We start from the raw sequence: 16680 nt of genomic DNA, 5'->3' as shown, positions 1-16680 counted from the left end.
ATGACTGAACAGCTAAAAACGAGTGCACTGTACGAGACGCACCAGCAAACCGGTGCCAAGTTCACCGATTTCGCCGGTTGGGACATGCCACTGCGTTATGACTCCGAGCGTGTGGAGCATCAAGCGGTGCGCACTCATGCCGGTATCTTTGATCTGTCGCATATGGGTAACCTGCTGATCTCCGGTCCCAGCGCTGTGGAGTTGCTCAATAGCTCGCTAGCTGGAAACTTCGCCCCGATGGCTATCGGCCGGGCCAAATACACCCTGGCTCTGACCGAATCCGGTGGCATTGTGGACGACATGATCGTCTACCGGCTGGGCGAGGACCGTTTCATGGTGGTCCCCAACGCCGCGAACGTGGACCCGGTCCGCGACCAGATCGCTGGCGTCAACCAGGGGCTAGCGCAGCCAGCTGAACTCGTCGATACCACCGAGCACACCGCAATCATTGCTGTGCAGGGCCCGGCCGCAGAACAGATCGTCGCCAGCGTGCTCACCGACTTGATCGATGAACACGCCGCCAGCGTCGTAACCGAGCTGGGATATTATCGTTGCGCTCGCTGGGAGATTGACAACCTGGGCGAACTGGTGGTGGCCCGAACCGGCTACACCGGGGAAGATGGCTTTGAACTGTTCTTGGATGCCACCCAGGCGGTGAGCCTGTGGGAGAAACTTCGGGCAGCTGATGAGCAACTACTACCCTGTGGGCTGGCGTGTCGCGACTCGTTGCGCCTGGAAGCCGGGATGCCACTCTACGGTCACGAGCTGACCGAGCACACTACTCCGGCGGAAGCCGGGTCGCTGGGCGTGGTCTCGGCCAAAAAGACCGAAGACTTCCCGGGGCGTGCCGCGGTAGATGCCGACCGGGAGAACGAGGCGACCCCGGTCCGAGTGCTGATTGGCTTGCAAGGAACCGGTCGACGCGCTGCCCGCGAAGGGGCGCACCTGCTGGACGAGCAGGGACAGCCCATCGGAGAAGTGAGCTCCGGTCAGCTGTCGACTACCCTGGGATATCCGATCGCACTGGCCTATATCCAGGCACCGGCCCCGGAACCAGGTACAGTGCTCACTGTGGACATTCGCGGTAAACAGCACGAGTTCACCGTGGTGCCCCTGCCCTTCTACCAGCGTAACCGGTGACCCGGTATATCGTCTCAGTAGCTTCCAGAAACAGCTTCCATCAACCCACCACAAAGTAAAGGACACCTGCGATGCCCGCAATCCTGTCAACCCTGAAATATTCCGCCGAACACGAGTGGATCGATGAGTCCAGCCCGGTGAAAGTCGGTGTCACCGAGTTCGCGACCGAACAGCTCGGCGACATTGTGTTCGTGGACCTGCCACAGGTTGGTGATGAGGTCACCGCCGGTGAGGTCTGCGGTGAGCTCGAGTCCACCAAATCGGTGTCTGATCTGTACTCTCCAGTGAGCGGGACCGTGGCTGCCATCAATGAGGAGGTCGTGGACGACCCCGAGTTGGTGAATCAGGACCCCTACGGTAAGGGTTGGCTGTTCAGCGTGGAGGTCACCGAAAATGGTCCTCTGTTGGATGCTCAGGCCTACGCCGAGGAATTCGACGTCGAGGTGACGGAGGGCTAACGCCCAAAAATCTGTCGAATCGCCTCATCGATGGTCTCGGCGCGGAACCGGTAGCCAGAAGCTAACGCCTTCTCGGCACTCAACCGCGCCGAGGCCATTGCTAATTCACGGTTGCCTTGTCGCCCCAACACCAGCGCCGGCGCCCACCCGGGGGTGGGTAGGCGTGTGGGCCGGGTGATCACCTCGCCGAGGACCTCGGCGAATTCGCGTTGCTGGACAGGCGCCGGGGCGACTGCATTGAGGGGGCCAGTGATGCTATCGTGCGTCACCGCCCAAACATACAGCTGGATCAGATCATCGAGCCCGATCCAGGGCATCCACATGGTTCCCGGACCCAACGGGCCTCCCGCGCCGGCAAAATACAGGGGCAATTGCGTGGCCAGTAAACCGCCACGAGCTGAGAGTACGAGGCCGGTGCGCATCGCCACGGTGCGGATCCCCAGATCTTCGGCCTCACGGGCAATGCCTTCAACCTGACGGCACACAGCCGCTAAGAAATCGTCACCGCTGGGATGATCTTCGGTAATCGGCTCAGCCACCAGAGACAGCGGGGAGGCGTCGTGACCATAGAACCCCGAGGCCGAAGCCGTAATAAAACTGGCTGGAGCACGAGTGGTACGTTTCATGGCCGCGACCAGCGTGGAGTTGGTCTGCACCCGGGAGGCAAAGATCGCGTTGCGATGCTTTTCGGTCATCACGCCCACGATCGATGCACCGGCGAGATTAATGACCGCATCCGCGTCCTCGAGCACCTCCGAGTCCAGCTGATGCCGAGCAGGATCCCAACTGAACCGGTCCTCATCGAGCCGACGCGATTCACCACGACGGCGCTGTAACCGAATGACCCGGTGACCAGCGGCGGTTAGCAGGGCCACCAACTGGGTACCCACCAGACCCGAGGCGCCGGCGATCACGATAGTCAACGGCGTGCTCAACGCGAGATCGGTGTGGAAATTCAGGTCGCCGGCCACGACCCGGGAGCGGTGGCGGAAAACGCGTTCCAGTTGCTCTTCAAATTCCTCGCGCAGTCGCAGCACCTCCCGGAGATCACCGGGAAACTCGTAGGTGATTTCATCGCAGACCAGAGTCTCCTCGGTGCCACTGGGCACAAACCGGTGGATGTGTTCCCAGGATGCTAAGGGTCCGGACACCATCTCGTCCGTGAAGGATACTCCCGGCTCTAACGTGGTGTGTTCCGCCACCCAGCTGGTACCCACCGGCGTGAGATGCTGCAGCCCCGGCACCATTGAGACCACCGCATCGACCCACGGTGCCCCGTGCACCAGGTGAGTTCGCGAGCCAGGTTGCAGGCCGTTGGTGGGAGGCTCTACCACCGTGGTCAACCACTGTGGAGTCAACCGAGTCAGAGCCCCCGGGCTGGAATACCAGTCCCAAACCCGTTTGGGCGCATGATTCAGCAGTGAACTGTGAAAAAATTTCAATGGTGCCGTCACGAGAAACCCCTTTTCATCTAGTTCACACCCTACCTGCGGACCCCTTCGGTGAGTAGCCATTGCCAGCGGCTCCATATCAGGCCCCAATACCCCGTGCCGAGGTCGGTCATCGTCGGTCACCGACCGTGACGCCGTAACCCCAGAGGAATAGACTGAGAACCAACCTGTGTTCTGATCGAATACTTGGTGCTGTTCCTGCATCATCTCGTGAAAGGCGACCATCGTGAACAACAACACCTCTGGACCGTCACAACAGCCAGTCACCGAAGCCGCCGACCCCTTCGGGTTTGTGGGGCTGACCTACGATGATGTGTTGCTGTTACCGAATGCCACTGAAGTCATTCCCGCTGACGCCGATGTCGCCACCCGGCTCACCAAACGGATCAACATCAACGTCCCGATCATCTCAGCGGCCATGGACACCGTCACCGAGTCCCGTCTGGCGATCGCCATGGCCCGCATGGGTGGTATGGGAGTGATTCACCGCAATCTGTCCATCGCAGACCAAGCCTCGGAAGTCGATAAGGTCAAGCGCAATGAGTCCGGAATGATTACCGACCCGGTCACGATTTCTCCGCAAGCCACTCTGAGCCAGTGGGACGAACTCTGTGGCCGCTACCGGGTTTCCGGCTTGCCGGTTGTAGAAGAAGACAACACGTTAGTCGGGATCATCACCAACCGTGACACTCGGTTTGTGCCCCGAGGACAGTTCGACACCATCACGGTGGCCGAGGCCATGACGAAGATGCCACTGGTGACCGCCCACGTCGGCATTACTCGTGAAGAAACCATCCGGTTGTTGTCTGAAAACCGGATCGAAAAGCTCCCGCTGGTCGATGATCGCAACCACCTCCAGGGGCTGATCACGGTCAAGGACTTCGACAAGGCCGAGGAATACCCGCTGGCCTCCAAAGACCACGAAGGGCGCCTGCTGGTCGGGGCTGCGGTCGGGTTTTTCGGCGACGGCTGGGACCGTGCTATGACCTTGGTAGACGCCGGAGTCGACGCACTCGTGGTCGATACCGCCAACGGTCACACCCACGGCGTGCTGGACATGGTTTCCCGACTGAAGAAGGAACCTGCCGCGGGGCATATTGATGTTATCGGCGGACAGGCCGCCACCTACGCCGGCGCGAAAGCTCTGGTTGATGCCGGAGCCGATGCGGTCAAGGTCGGGGTGGGCCCCGGCTCTATTTGCACCACCCGTGTGGTGGCCGGTGTCGGCGTGCCCCAGGTGACTGCCATCTACGAATCCGCCAAAGCGACCATCCCTGCCGGCGTGCCGTTGATCGCCGATGGCGGTCTGCAATACTCCGGTGACATCGGCAAGGCGCTGGTCGCCGGCGCCGATTCGGTGATGCTGGGGTCGTTGTTGGCTGGCACCGCAGAATCTCCTGGCGACCTGGTGTTTTACCAGGGCAAACAGTTTAAGGCCTACCGCGGCATGGGATCGCTGGGTGCGATGCAAACCCGTGATGGTCACCGTTCCTACTCCAAGGACCGCTACTTCCAGGCCGATGTGCCCAGCGAAGAGAAGCTGATCCCCGAAGGCATTGAGGGACAGGTGCCCTACCGCGGTCCGGTCAGTGCCGTGTTGCACCAGTTGGTGGGCGGTCTGCGCCAAACCATGTTCTACACTGGCGCCGCCGACATTCCTGCCTTGAAGCGCGACGGCCGCTTCGTGCGGATCACCCCTGCTGGGCTCAAAGAGTCCCACCCCCACGACATTATGATGACCGTGGAAGCCCCCAACTACCACAACCGCTAAATCTGGAGCCAACTAGTGAGTCACGAGATTGAGATCGGTCTCGGCAAACGAGGCCGAGCATCCTACCCGCTGGACGCGGTCAATATTGTTCCGGCCCGCCGGACCCGCGACCCCGAAGATGTGTCGCTGGACTGGCAGATCGATGCCTTCAAGTTCTCCATGCCAGTCATCGGAGCCCCGATGGACTCGGTTATGTCTCCGGCCACTGCGATCGAGCTGGGCAAGCTCGGAGGCATGGGCGTGCTCAACCTCGAAGGCCTCTGGACCCGCTATGAAAACCCGGAACCGATTCTGGAAGAGATCGCCCACCTGCAAGTTGCAGCGTTCTCCCCAGAGAACACCGCACGCCTCCAGCAGCTCTACGCGGCCCCGATCCAGCCCGACCTGATCACCGCCCGGCTGGCCGAGATTCGCGACGCCGGAGTCGTGGTCGCCGGGGCGCTCACGCCTCAGCGCACCCAAGAGTTCTACCGCACCGTGCTGGACGCCGGGGTGGACATGTTCGTCATTCGTGGTACCACCGTTTCGGCACAGCATGTCTCCGAAACCTCCGAGCCCCTGGATCTGAAACAGTTCATTTACGAGCTGGACGTTCCGGTGATTGTCGGTGGTGCCGCCGGGTACACACCCGCTCTTCACCTGATGCGCACCGGTGCTGCCGGGGTGCTGGTCGGATTCGGTGGTGGCGCGTCCTCCACCACCCGTCGTGCCTTAGGCATCCGGGTGCCGATGGCCACCGCCATTGCCGATATTGCTGAGGCCCGTCGCGACTACATGGATGAATCTGGTGGACGCTACGTGCACGTGATCGCCGATGGCGGTCTCGGAAACTCGGGAGACATCGTGAAATCTCTGGGTATGGGCGCTGACGCGGTGATGCTCGGCGCCGCCCTGGCCCGAGCCGAAGAAGCTCCTGGAGCGGGATGGCACTGGGGCCTGGAAGCCGCCCATCCGGTCTTCCCCCGTGGCGATCGCACCCATGTGGGCACCGTCGCCCCGTTGCGTGAAGTATTATTGGGACCTACCGATCACACCAACGGCACCGCCAACCTGATGGGCGCACTCCGGCGTGCCATGGCTTCGACCGGATATACCGAACTGAAAGAATTCCAGAAAGTCGAAGTTCAGATCGCCCAGGTCTAACCCCTTCCCATCTGCTGTAGCTACCCCCGATAAAGCGAGGTCTGATGCTCCGTACCGCGCTGAAGCCTCGGTGGCTGGGTTTCCTAGCGGTCGCGATCCTGGTTTCGGCGGTGTTCATGGCCCTGTCGGTCTGGCAAGCCCGCCAAGCAGTCTCCAACCCTGCCCCGCCACCGGAACAAACCGAAAACCCGGTGGAGATGACCGAATTCTTCGAACCATTTACCGCTATGGTTTCCACTCAGGCTGACCAGATGGTGTACTTCACCGGCACTGTTGAGCCCGAGCACACCGTCCAAGTTGCTCACCGCGTGCACGACGGCCAGACCGGATATTGGATCGTCTCGCGTGCCACGGTGACCGGCACCGATCGTAACGTGAGTATTCCGGTGGTGTGGGGCTGGCGCGAAGAACCGCTGGATTTTGAGGCCACCGAGCAGAACCCCACGGACCTCAGCGTTGCAGAACGCCTGTTTACTGAGGCTAGTGGCATCGAACCGAGCCAGACCGTGACCATGACCGGAAGACTCCTTCCTGCCGATGGGCCGGATACCGGCTCTGATCTGTCCACCACCCCGGTAACCGTCTCGACCCTGGCTACCGCCGAGCTGACCAATATCTGGGATGAGCCGCTCTATGCCGGCTATGTTGTCGTCGAAGAATTCGAGGACACCGAAGGGACGGTGCACACCGTTCAGGCCCCCGGCTCGTCCAGCACATCCGATGGCCTGGAAGCTGTCCGTGTCTCCGCCCCGGAGCAGGAAACCGACGTGGTGTGGCTCAACGTCTTCTACGCGATCGAGTGGGTGATTTTTGCGGCTTTCGCGCTGTATCTGTGGTGGCGATTCGTGCGCGATGACTACCTGAAAGACCAACGCGAGGCAGAACTCGACCGGCTGTGGGAACAGCATTGGCGACGCAAAGAACTCGAAAAACGACGCGAACAAGCCCGCGCCGAAAAGGCCGCGGCGGTGGTAGCCTATCGAAATTACTATGGGCATGACCCTGAACCACCCGCCGACCAGTGAGCTCGACCCAACGAAGGCACCGTGACAGATCGTGACTGATAGACAACCTCCCATCGACCCCAACACCCTGCCCGACCCCGACCAGATCACCGAAGAGGATCTGCCGGCTGCGCCACCCCGCCCTGAGTCGGTGGGCAAACGCCGTTTTGGCGGCACCCACAAACAGATTCGTGGAGCCCTGACCTTTTACCGGATCTGCGCTTATCTGACCGGTATTTTGCTCCTGGCGCTGGTAGTCGAAATGATCCTGAAATACGGTTTCGACCTCGAGCTTTTCGCCGGTGGCACCACCTTCGATGGTGCGGATAACACGCTGGGACTACACCCCCCGGACTCCGTGCTGGGCGGAGTAAACCTGTCGTTGCTAGTACTCATCGTCCACGGATGGATGTACGTGGTGTATTTGGTGGGTTGTTTCCGACTGTGGGCGCTGATGCGCTGGTCCGGCTGGACGCTGTTGGCGATGGCCGGCGGTGGCGTGGTGCCATTTTTGAGTTTCTACACCGAGCATAAAATAGCTCAACGGACCCACCAAGAACTTGCCGAACACCCCGAAGGAGTGCGCCGGTACTAACGATCGGAGACACCATCATGCTCCAGGAGTTGATGGCCACCCAGGCCAACTCCGCCGACTCTGCTTTTGGCCTGATCGGCGATTGGGCCGTGGCGGTTATGAACGCCTTAGGCCCCACCGGTGTCGGGCTGTTGGTGCTGATCGAAAACCTCTTCCCGCCGATTCCCTCCGAAGTGATCCTGCCCCTGGCCGGATTTAGCGCCGCCTCCGACCAGGCGCAGTTCACCTGGGCCTCCGCGGTGCTGTTCGCGACCGTTGGATCAGTCCTGGGCGCATACTGTCTCTACGGGCTGGGTGCCTGGCTGGGGCACCAGCGCACCGTGAATCTGTTGACGAAATTGCCGCTCGTGGAGCGCAGGGAGATCGACGCCACCATAAACTGGTTCAACAAACACGGTTATTGGACCGTGTTCCTCGGTCGTATGGTGCCGATCTTCCGCTCACTGATCTCGCTACCGGCGGGAGTTGAGCGCATGAACTGGTGGAAGTTTGGGCTCTTGACCCTGACCGGATCAGCGATCTGGAACACCATCTTTGTCTACGGTGGATTTCTGCTCGGGGAGAACTGGTACCTGCTGGAACAGGCCGCCGGTTGGTTCCAATACCTGGTGATCGGGTTGCTCCTGCTGGCATTGATCGCCTACGTGGTCTACAAGATCCGGTCCCGAAAAACGGCGCAGCGCCCCGGTGCGGCTCAGTTAGACTGAGAACGTGACTGATCCATCCCGCGCAGATAACCCAGACATTGCCGCTGATTTCCCCACCGTGTTGGTGGTGGACTTTGGAGCTCAATACGCCCAGTTGATTGCCCGGCGTGTCCGTGAGGCTCATGTCTACTCCGAAGTGGTCGCGCACTCCACCCCGGTCCAAGACATTGTGGCGCGCAAACCCGCCGCGCTTATCCTCTCGGGCGGACCATCCTCGGCCTACGAAGACGGCGCTCCCGGAATTGACCCGGACCTGCTGGAAGCCGGCATCCCGGTGCTAGGCCTCTGCTATGGATTCCAGGCCATTACCCAGGCGTTGGGTGGTACGGTGGCGCGGACCGAACGGCGCGAATACGGCTCCACACCGCTGACCAGCCTAGCGACAGACTCGGTACTGCTGGCGGGTCAGCCCGCCGACCAGACGGTGTGGATGTCGCACTCCGACGCGGTGTCGCAAGCCCCCGAAGGGTTTACCGTCATTGCCTCGACTCCGCATGCCAGTGTGGCCGCTTTCGAGAACACCGAAAAGAAGATTTTCGGCGTCCAGTGGCATCCCGAGGTGAAACATACTCCCTTCGGTCAGGACACCATCACGAACTTTCTCTACCACGGTGCCGGATTGCGTCCGGAATGGACCACCAGCAGTGTTATTGACGAGCAGGTGCAACTGATCAAGGATCAGGTCGGTGACGCTCGAGCCATCTGTGGCCTTTCCGGCGGGGTGGACTCCGCGGTGGCCGCCGCGCTAGTGCAACGCGCCATTGGTGACCGGCTCACCTGCGTCTATGTCAACCACGGACTGATGCGCCACGACGAATCAGTCGAAATCGAACGTGCTTTTGGAGCCGCTTCCGGGGGAGCCCGTCTGGTGATGTTGGACGCCGAAGAAGACTTCCTGCAGGCGTTATCCGGTGTGAGTGACCCCGAAGCCAAGCGCAAGATCATCGGCGAAAAATTCATCCGCACCTTCGAACGGGCACAAGCCGAGATTGTGGCAGAAACCGCTGATCAGGATCTGCCCCCAGTGAAGTTCCTGGTCCAGGGAACCGTGTACCCCGACATCGTCGAATCCGGTGGGGGAGACGGGACCGCTGTGATCAAGTCCCACCACAACGTGGGCGGGTTGCCGGACGATATTGAATTTGAACTCGTCGAGCCACTGCGAGCCCTGTTCAAAGACGAGGTCCGCGCCGTGGGAACTGAACTGGGCCTGCCTGATGAGATTGTCTGGCGTCAGCCCTTCCCTGGCCCCGGCCTGGGTATCCGTATTATCGGCGAAGTCACCAAAGAACGTCTCGACACCCTGCGGGCCGCCGACGCAATTGTGCGTGCCGAGCTGACCGCAGCCGGGTTGGATCGGGAGATCTGGCAGTGCCCGGTCGTGCTGTTGGCTGATGTTCGCTCCGTGGGTGTGCAGGGTGATGCCAGAACTTATGGTCACCCGATCGTACTACGCCCGGTGGTTTCCGATGATGCGATGACCGCTGACTGGGCGAAGGTGCCCTACGACGTGCTCTCCAAGATCTCCAATCGCATTACCAATGAGGTCGATGAGATCAACCGGGTTGTGTTGGATGTGACATCCAAGCCCCCGGGAACCATCGAATGGGAGTAATAAAGCGATCCCCGTGAGAAAATCTGGGACCATCTCGGTGGTTCACCGCCCGATCTCGCCCAATGTGCGGTTGGATAGTTTCAGCGAGGACTATCGATCAGGAAGGACGAGGCTGCTGTGAACGAAACGGATCCCACTCGTCGTGATGACGACACAGAGCTCGGTGGCGCCGAAAACCAGGAACTGGACAGCACCGATCTCGACTTCATTGCCGATGATTCCGCACCGAGCACAGCCGGTTTCGACGATCCCGAGATCAGCTTCGGCCAATGGCTACACCAGATCACGACCGGGCAAGAGTCTGACACCATGTTGCGGTTTGCCCCGACCACGGCAAACTCCCTGGAAATCACCCACTCCCACCCCTCGGGGCTGACACAGTTTCTGACCAAACGTCGCACCCGCCTCTCCACGCTGATGCGGGATCAACCCGGACAAAACTCGGCTCGAGCTACCGCCACCGCCATGATCTCCAAGATCGACGAACTCGCTGAAGATCGTGGGATCAACGTCGGCTTCGTCGCCGCCGGCATTGCGACCTGGCGGATCAGCGATGGCGGGGCATCTCACCAGATGTCAGCGCCTGTGTTACTGGCTCCTGTGCGCTTGAGCCAGCGCAATGGACGCGAAGACTTTGACGTCCAGCTCACCGGACAAGCTATCCTCAACCCGGCCCTGGCCCGGTACTTCCACTCGGTCTACGGTGTAGAACTTGACCCAGAGCAGTTCCGTCGTGCCGCCTACGCCACCAATAAGCTCGAGCCTCTGCCCGCACTGGAGCTGATGCGCGAGTATAGCTCTGAGGTTCGAGGTCTGGTGGTCGAACACCGTATTCTGCTCTCGACTTTCGCTGATCTCACCGACGAATCGGTTTCGGCGATCACCGGATTTGATCACCCCGTGCTCCGCGACCTCTACCGTGCGCAAGCCGGCACCGAATTCGCGACCGAACTCGTCGAACCCGAAGAATCGAGTCTGGAGGCGGTGGACCTCACCCCGTTGGACCAGCGCGACCCCGCCGATGAGCCACTCGTCTTCGACCTCGACCCCTCACAACAAACCGCCGTGGACCTGATCCGCTCCGGACATTCCGTGGTGGTAACCGCTCCTCCGGGAACCGGCGAAACACAGACCGCGCTGGCCGCTGCAGCAGCCTTGGCCGCTGATGGTCGCCGGGTGTTGATGGTGGCTGAACGCACCACGACACTCAACGAGCTCTACCGTCGTGCCGACGCGGTGGGACTAGCCAGCATGCTCTTCCACGTCAGTGCAACCCATACTTCCGCTCAGTTGCGTGAAGAAATGATCCAGGCGTTACTACGTGTCGAAGCTGCCAAAGAGCCGGCCACCCAGCGGGTGAACCAAACCCTGGTGCAACGTCGTGATCAGCTGGTTGCTCATGCCGAGAGCCTCCACCGGGTGCGCGAGCGGTGGAATTGCTCGCCTTACCAGGCCATGCGCGCCCTGGCTGAGCTCACCGCCTTGGACCCGCCACCATGCACTTCGGTGCGCTTGAAACGTTCGGTGCTGGATTCCACCGTCGCACGGGACGATATTGCTGAAAAGCTCACCTCGGCGGCCAGACTGGGTGCCTTCTCACGGGCCGCCACCGAATCCCCGTGGTATGGTGCGCGGTTACGCAACGTGCAAGAAGCCGAAGCTGCCTACCAGCTGGCCGAAGACATTAACGACCACCTCCCGCGAGTTCGAAAGCTGATGGTCCAGGCCACTGAGGATGCCCACCTGCGGACCGGGACGAACATCAATGAGTGGAACGACCAAGTTTCCCTGCTGCAAAGTGTGCGCGGCTCCCTGGACCACTTCACCCCCGATATTTTCGATCGGCCGGTGACCGATCTGATTGCTGCCACAGGGTCAGGATCCTGGCGACGCGATCACGAGATCGAGATGTCGGCGATGACGCGGTCGAAACTTCGTCGTGTGGCTAAAGAGTACGTGCGGCCCGGCGTGTCGGTGCCCGATTTACACGACGCTCTGGAGAAAGTCCAAGAACAACTCACCGCGTGGAATCAGTACTCCACCTCCAAACGCCATCCTAAAATCCCCACCGGACTAGACACCCTCGAACGGGAGCTGTCGGTGCTGACCGACAATATTTCCCAGCTCCAAGAGCGGTTAGCCACACCGGCGGTGCGGGCCGAAGAACTGGCGCGTCTGTCGATCAACGACCTCTCCGACGTCGTCCAACGTCTGGTCGACGACGCTGAAACGTTGCAGACACTGCCCGAACGGACCCTGGTCGTCGATCAGCTGACTGAACACGGGCTCGGTGAGCTACTTCGCGACTTCTCCGAACGGGAAGTCACCGCAGACAACGTGGTCGCTGAACTCGAGATGGCCTGGTGGCAGTCCGTGCTGGAAGCGATGCTGTCCTCCGACGAGACCCTGACTGTGATGGACGGCGACGAGCTGAACACACTAGAAGCCGAGTACCGTCTTGCCGATGGGACGCATCTGGACTTGGGCGCCTCCTCGTTGAACTGGACGCTGGCCCAGCGCTGGAACGAGGTCTGCGACACTCACGAGACTGCCGCTTCGACGCTACGGACCATGCTCAAAGAGGGCGAGACCACACTAGAGAACCTCGCTGACATTGATCCCGAGCTCCTGCAGCCCTTGATCCCGGTATGGATGTCCTCGCCGATGGCTTTGGCGCAAGCCCCGCAGAAACTGCACTTCGATGCCGTGTTGATCCTGGATGCTGGTTCCTTGGCTTTGCCCACGGGTCTGGGCGCGATGGCCCGGGCTCAACAGGTGGTTGCCTTCGGAGACCCGGTCTCCGAACGGCCCCAGCCGTTCCACGTCTGCGTGGAACCCACCACCGGTAGCGAACCAGCCGTGACCGAATCGGTGTGCGTGGCCCTGCGCCGAGTGTTGCCGACCACCGCGCTGTCGACCATGCACCGTGGTGTCTCCCAGGCGCTGGTCCGATTACTCGGGACCCAACTCTATGACGGACAACTGGACAAAATGGCCACCGCCGCGGAAATCACCGGGGCCTATACCTCCCGAGGGGCCGAGGTCGAATACCTCACCGCGCCCGGTACCCCGGGCTACGGCGACGATGGAGTGGAGTCCACCACTGCTGAAGTCAATCGTGTGGTCGATTTGGTCTTTGAACAGTTCCAGACGTTCCCCCATCGCTCGGTGGCGGTGTTGACCACCACACCGTTGCACGCCCGCAGGGTGGCCGAAGCAATACGCGTCAACCTCGCTGATCACCGCTGGGCCACCAGCTTCTTCAATGCCGAGACTGCCCCCCACGGCGAACCCTTCGTGGTCGCACCACTGGAGCGGGCGGGGTCAATGGTGCGCGACACCGTGATCTTCTCCCTGGGTTATGGACGCACCTCCCACGGCACCGTGGTACACCACTTTGGGCCACTGTCCGAACAACACGGCGTGGAGTACTACGCGAGACTGGCAACCCGTGCCCGCGAGTCGTTTCGGGTGCTCAGCTGCATTCACCCCCAAGAGGTCGACCCCGCTCGTTTATCCGCTGGGGCCGGCTACTTCTGGGAGATGATAGAACTCATTTCTGCCCCACGGACAGACACCGAGGCTGTGGCTGGCGGCGTCACGAAATCGACCACCGACCCCCTGGTGCAACCGATCGCTGAGGAACTCCTCGCCCGGGGCGCCCGGGTGATCACCGATGGTGCTTTACATGCGGAGTTGCTGATCTGGAACCCGGATCCAGAAATCTACCGGCCTACTCCCGGTGGGGAGGACTACACGGTCCCCCTGGCGGTCACCACCGACGGTAGTAGCCACTATCAGCACCTTTCGGTACGTGAGCGATCGCGACTTCGCCCGCTGGCTGCTCAGCGAGCGGGCTGGCGGCCAGTATCGGTGTGGAGTATCGATTCTTTTGCCGAACCGCAAAAAACTGTGGACCGACTGGGTGATCTTATCGGTCTGCAACCGGGCACGATGGATCAGCAGACACAACGCACCCGGCGCAGTAGTCGCTCCCACCGCAAAGAGCCCGACACCAACGATGTGACGGAACAGTGACCCGTGATGACTCCGCACGAGCCATCTCAGCACCGCCCGCAACCGCGTCGGCGTGGACACCGTCGAGTGGATGTGGGGCCGACAGGTCAACCTGACCCCGACGGTGATCAGCACCTCACGGCGGAGGTAACACGCCGCGCAGATCAGGCGCACCCGGTGTCCACTCCGCGCGTTAAAAAATCCACCGGCCACGCTCAGTTGTCTGAACGCGACCGGTGGATGCTGGAGCAACGTCCCCCACACTGGGGATGAGGGGTTAGCTCACGATGCTGTCGTTTGAGTAGTCGTCGCCGGGCTCATCAAGCTGGTCGGCATTGTAGTTGTCTAACTCGGAATCTTCGAAACCTGGCATCGACGGAGCTTGCTCAGTACCGTCGACGGGGGGTGCTTCTATCGTTTTCGTCAAGCTGCTGGAACAAGTTGTGCTGGGCGAGATTCGTAGAACGTGCCGTCTCTGAGCATGGCGAACAGGACGTCGGATCGGCGTCGGGCGAGGGCGATGACGGCTTGGTTGTGGCGTTTGCCTTCGGCGCGTTTTTTGTCGTAGTAGGCCTTCGATACCGGATCGTGGCAGGAGTCCACCCATGCGGATCGGAATAAGGCGTTGTTGAGTTGTTTATTGCTAGAACGGGCCGGGGACTCACCTCGGATCGAGGTCTCAGAGCGACACGTTACGGGAGCAATGCCGGCGTAGGTGGCCAGGTGACCTGGGGTGGGGAAGGAGCTGAAGTCTGCTGCAGTGAGCAGGATCGTGGCGGCGGTCTTGATTCCGACTCCTGGCATAGAAATCAAGACCTGGGTAAGAGGGTGAGCATCGACCATCGCTTCCACCTCGGTGGCCACCAGAGCGCGTTGAGCTTTGAGCTCTTTGATCTGGGCGGCCATCCTGGGAATGATCAGTTCCACGGTAGCTGTTCCAGGCACGGTGACCGTTTGCTCAGCTAGGGCCGCGAAGATCTGGTCGATCAACGCGGAGGGGTCTTTGCGGGCATGATTTTTCGCCCAGCGTTTTACCCCAGATTTGTCAGCAGCCTGCAGGCCGTGGGGTCCGTGATACCGAATCAACAACTCCAGGACAATGGGCCGTGTGAGGACGGTGCCGGTGAAGACTCGTTCCAGTGACGGGTAAATGTGCACCAGCAACGATCGTAGTCGGTTGATGGCTGGGGTACATTCCCGAGCCAGGTCATCATCAAACCCAGCCAGCACTTTCAACGCCGAGAACAGATCAGATTCCCGATCCACGGCTCGTAGCGTATGGGGCATGGTTCTGGCAGTATCAGCAATGATGAACGCGTCCCGGGCATCAGTTTTGGACCGGCCGGGATACAGATCAGCAGTCTTGCGCATCGCCAAGCCCGGCAAGTATGCCACGGTGGCGCCACAGTCTCGGGCCACCGCGATCGGTAAGGCACCAATGGTGTTAGGCTGATCGACCACCACCAGCACTGAACCGTGCCCTTGGAGCTGAACGATGACGTCTCGCAATGCGGTTTCGTCTTGCGGTAATTCCCGGTCGTAGAGTTTCTCGCCGGTGGTTGTCAGAGCGCATCCGTCATGTGCGCTTTTACCAACGTCTAGCCCCAGGATCACATCGTAGGTTGTTGTCATGGCAGTCTTCCTCACTGCTGGTAGCAAGGCCGCTGTGATCATGACACCCGATGCTTGCACCCACGTGACGAACAGACCTCAACACACTGCTTGGGCCGCATCCCTATGAGAAGTCAACGCGCGTCCTGGACCTCTGGCGGCAACACCCCCCGGACCATGAAATGACAGGGCAACACAGCCATACCAGAGCCAGCGACCAGCTCCTTGGATAGACCTAAGAAATACCCTAGAAGGACCTATAAATAAATGTAACGGGTCTTTTCGAAAGATTCTTCTCAAAACGGGAAGCTTCTTTTCTCGTATGGAGCGAAGGGGTAGTGCGTGGGGGAGTTCGATGCTTTGTTCGAGCGTAACCGGGTGGTGTCTATCCGTGGTGTTGCAATAGAAGACGAGACGGAATGTGCGTGTCCCGAGAATGTTTTTGGACAGTACGTTTACCGTAGGGATTTTAGCCCCAGGGAAGCATGCCCGGATGAGTACAGCGGAGCTCAACACCTTTTAGGCTCCCCGTCCGGCGGTAGTTGTCCAACATGGGAGAAGCGAACCCCCACTGGTCGCTGGCTACGCCCATCTGGTCCAAACCAACGTCTAGCCCCCGATCCTGCAATGCCTTGTGTAGGCGCCGGATTTTACTCGCGTTCGGCAGCTTATCGCGGCTCCACGTCGATTGCGCCGTCCAGCAAGCGGTTGTTCATATCGACGATAGCCTCGTGGCGTTCCGCTTCGGTCATGTCCGCTGCGCGACGCTGGTTTACGCCAGTAGCGCTTCCGCTTCCTCCCGAGTGATCTGACGGGTCACCTGCGCGATTATCAATTCCTGGAAGATTGACGGGGAGTCCACTTTTGATCTGTCAAGTCCGGCTGCTTGTACGGTGGCTGCGGTTTGGTCATTCCTTGCCGCTGGCGTGCCACTGTCCACCATGGGGGCTGCCCGTCGCCACTTTAAAAGTATCGGTTGTTGTCCCAGATTTCCCAACTGTCGAACTGGTCGCGTAGGGAGTAGTTCAAATGAAGCATCTCCGGGGTGCCTCATGTCAAGATCCCCGCGAAAGGTAGGCCGTGCCTCAGACAAATAATCCCCGGATGTTCGATTAGCTGGCGCGGCGGTGGATCTTGATGCCAGCAGGGTGTGGTGGCCGATCAGCGG

General features: G+C 60.5%; 12 protein-coding genes. 9 read left to right on the top strand and 3 right to left on the bottom strand.

From position 1 onward, the window contains the following. On the top strand, window positions 1–1140 hold the full coding sequence (gene gcvT, locus DYI20_RS07590) for a glycine cleavage system aminomethyltransferase GcvT (protein WP_110100615.1): 1140 nt from the start codon (window positions 1–3) through the stop codon (window positions 1138–1140). 71 nt (window positions 1141–1211) lie between these two features. Beyond that, window positions 1212–1598: a glycine cleavage system protein GcvH gene (gene gcvH / locus DYI20_RS07585; RefSeq protein ID WP_110097878.1), complete on the top strand. Its 387-nt coding sequence runs from the start codon at window positions 1212–1214 to the stop codon at window positions 1596–1598. Here gcvH and DYI20_RS07580 read toward each other — a convergent pair. Next, window positions 1595–3052 (bottom strand): TIGR01777 family oxidoreductase, encoded by a 1458-nt coding sequence (locus tag DYI20_RS07580; protein WP_158524708.1) that lies wholly within the window; start codon window positions 3050–3052, stop codon window positions 1595–1597. The two genes, gcvH and DYI20_RS07580, sit on opposite strands and share 4 nt — an antisense overlap. A gap of 223 nt (window positions 3053–3275) precedes the next feature. On the opposite strand from DYI20_RS07580, the gene guaB reads away from it, so the two are divergent. The 7 genes from guaB (at window position 3276) to DYI20_RS07545 (ending at window position 13922) form a co-directional block, all read left to right on the top strand. Beyond that, complete coding sequence (gene guaB / locus DYI20_RS07575; protein ID WP_110110276.1) at window positions 3276–4820, top strand: IMP dehydrogenase; 1545 nt, start codon at window positions 3276–3278, stop codon at window positions 4818–4820. A 15-nt stretch (window positions 4821–4835) separates the two neighbouring features. Next, entirely contained in the window at window positions 4836–5963 is a 1128-nt protein-coding gene (locus DYI20_RS07570) for a GuaB3 family IMP dehydrogenase-related protein (RefSeq protein ID WP_110100612.1), read from the top strand. 44 nt (window positions 5964–6007) lie between these two features. Continuing rightward, window positions 6008–6988 (top strand): SURF1 family protein, encoded by a 981-nt coding sequence (locus tag DYI20_RS07565; protein WP_110100611.1) that lies wholly within the window; start codon window positions 6008–6010, stop codon window positions 6986–6988. Window positions 6989–7019: 31 nt separating this feature from the next. Then, window positions 7020–7562 (top strand): DUF3817 domain-containing protein, encoded by a 543-nt coding sequence (locus DYI20_RS07560; RefSeq protein WP_183145610.1) that lies wholly within the window; start codon window positions 7020–7022, stop codon window positions 7560–7562. Between the two features lie 17 nt (window positions 7563–7579). Beyond that, window positions 7580–8269: a DedA family protein gene (locus DYI20_RS07555; RefSeq protein ID WP_110100610.1), complete on the top strand. Its 690-nt coding sequence runs from the start codon at window positions 7580–7582 to the stop codon at window positions 8267–8269. Window positions 8270–8273: 4 nt separating this feature from the next. After that, window positions 8274–9884 carry a glutamine-hydrolyzing GMP synthase gene (gene guaA, locus DYI20_RS07550; protein ID WP_110100609.1) on the top strand — a complete coding sequence of 537 codons (1611 nt, stop codon included), beginning with the start codon at window positions 8274–8276 and terminating at the stop codon, window positions 9882–9884. Between the two features lie 117 nt (window positions 9885–10001). After that, the gene (locus DYI20_RS07545; RefSeq protein WP_110100608.1) at window positions 10002–13922 is read left to right on the top strand and encodes a DUF4011 domain-containing protein; all 3921 of its coding nucleotides are present in this window, start codon (window positions 10002–10004) and stop codon (window positions 13920–13922) included. Between the two features lie 256 nt (window positions 13923–14178). On the opposite strand, the gene DYI20_RS12345 is transcribed toward DYI20_RS07545, so the two are convergent. Together DYI20_RS12345 and DYI20_RS07535 are read right to left on the bottom strand one after the other, a co-directional pair. Next, the gene (locus DYI20_RS12345; protein ID WP_158524707.1) at window positions 14179–14328 is read right to left on the bottom strand and encodes a hypothetical protein; all 150 of its coding nucleotides are present in this window, start codon (window positions 14326–14328) and stop codon (window positions 14179–14181) included. Further along, entirely contained in the window at window positions 14325–15533 is a 1209-nt protein-coding gene (locus tag DYI20_RS07535; protein WP_122549240.1) for an IS110 family RNA-guided transposase, read from the bottom strand. The genes DYI20_RS12345 and DYI20_RS07535 overlap by 4 nt, the downstream gene beginning before the upstream one ends. Between the last annotated feature and the right edge of the window lie 1147 nt (window positions 15534–16680).

This window comes from Auritidibacter ignavus, assembly GCF_003703835.1.
GTDB classification, from domain to species: domain Bacteria; phylum Actinomycetota; class Actinomycetes; order Actinomycetales; family Micrococcaceae; genus Auritidibacter; species Auritidibacter ignavus.
The sequence above is the reverse complement of the archived record's forward strand: the minus strand, read 5'-3'. Positions and strand labels throughout refer to the sequence as shown.

Bases quoted from the DNA above. Each gene is read 5' to 3' on its own strand.
- DYI20_RS07555 (WP_110100610.1), top strand. From the start codon at position 7,580: ATGCTCCAGGAGTTGATGGCCACCCAGGCCAACTCCGCCGACTCTGCT.
- gcvT (WP_110100615.1), top strand. From the start codon at position 1: ATGACTGAACAGCTAAAAACGAGTGCACTGTACGAGACGCACCAGCAA.
- DYI20_RS07535 (WP_122549240.1), bottom strand. From the start codon at position 15,533: ATGACAACAACCTACGATGTGATCCTGGGGCTAGACGTTGGTAAAAGC.
- gcvH (WP_110097878.1), top strand. From the start codon at position 1,212: ATGCCCGCAATCCTGTCAACCCTGAAATATTCCGCCGAACACGAGTGG.
- DYI20_RS07565 (WP_110100611.1), top strand. From the start codon at position 6,008: ATGCTCCGTACCGCGCTGAAGCCTCGGTGGCTGGGTTTCCTAGCGGTC.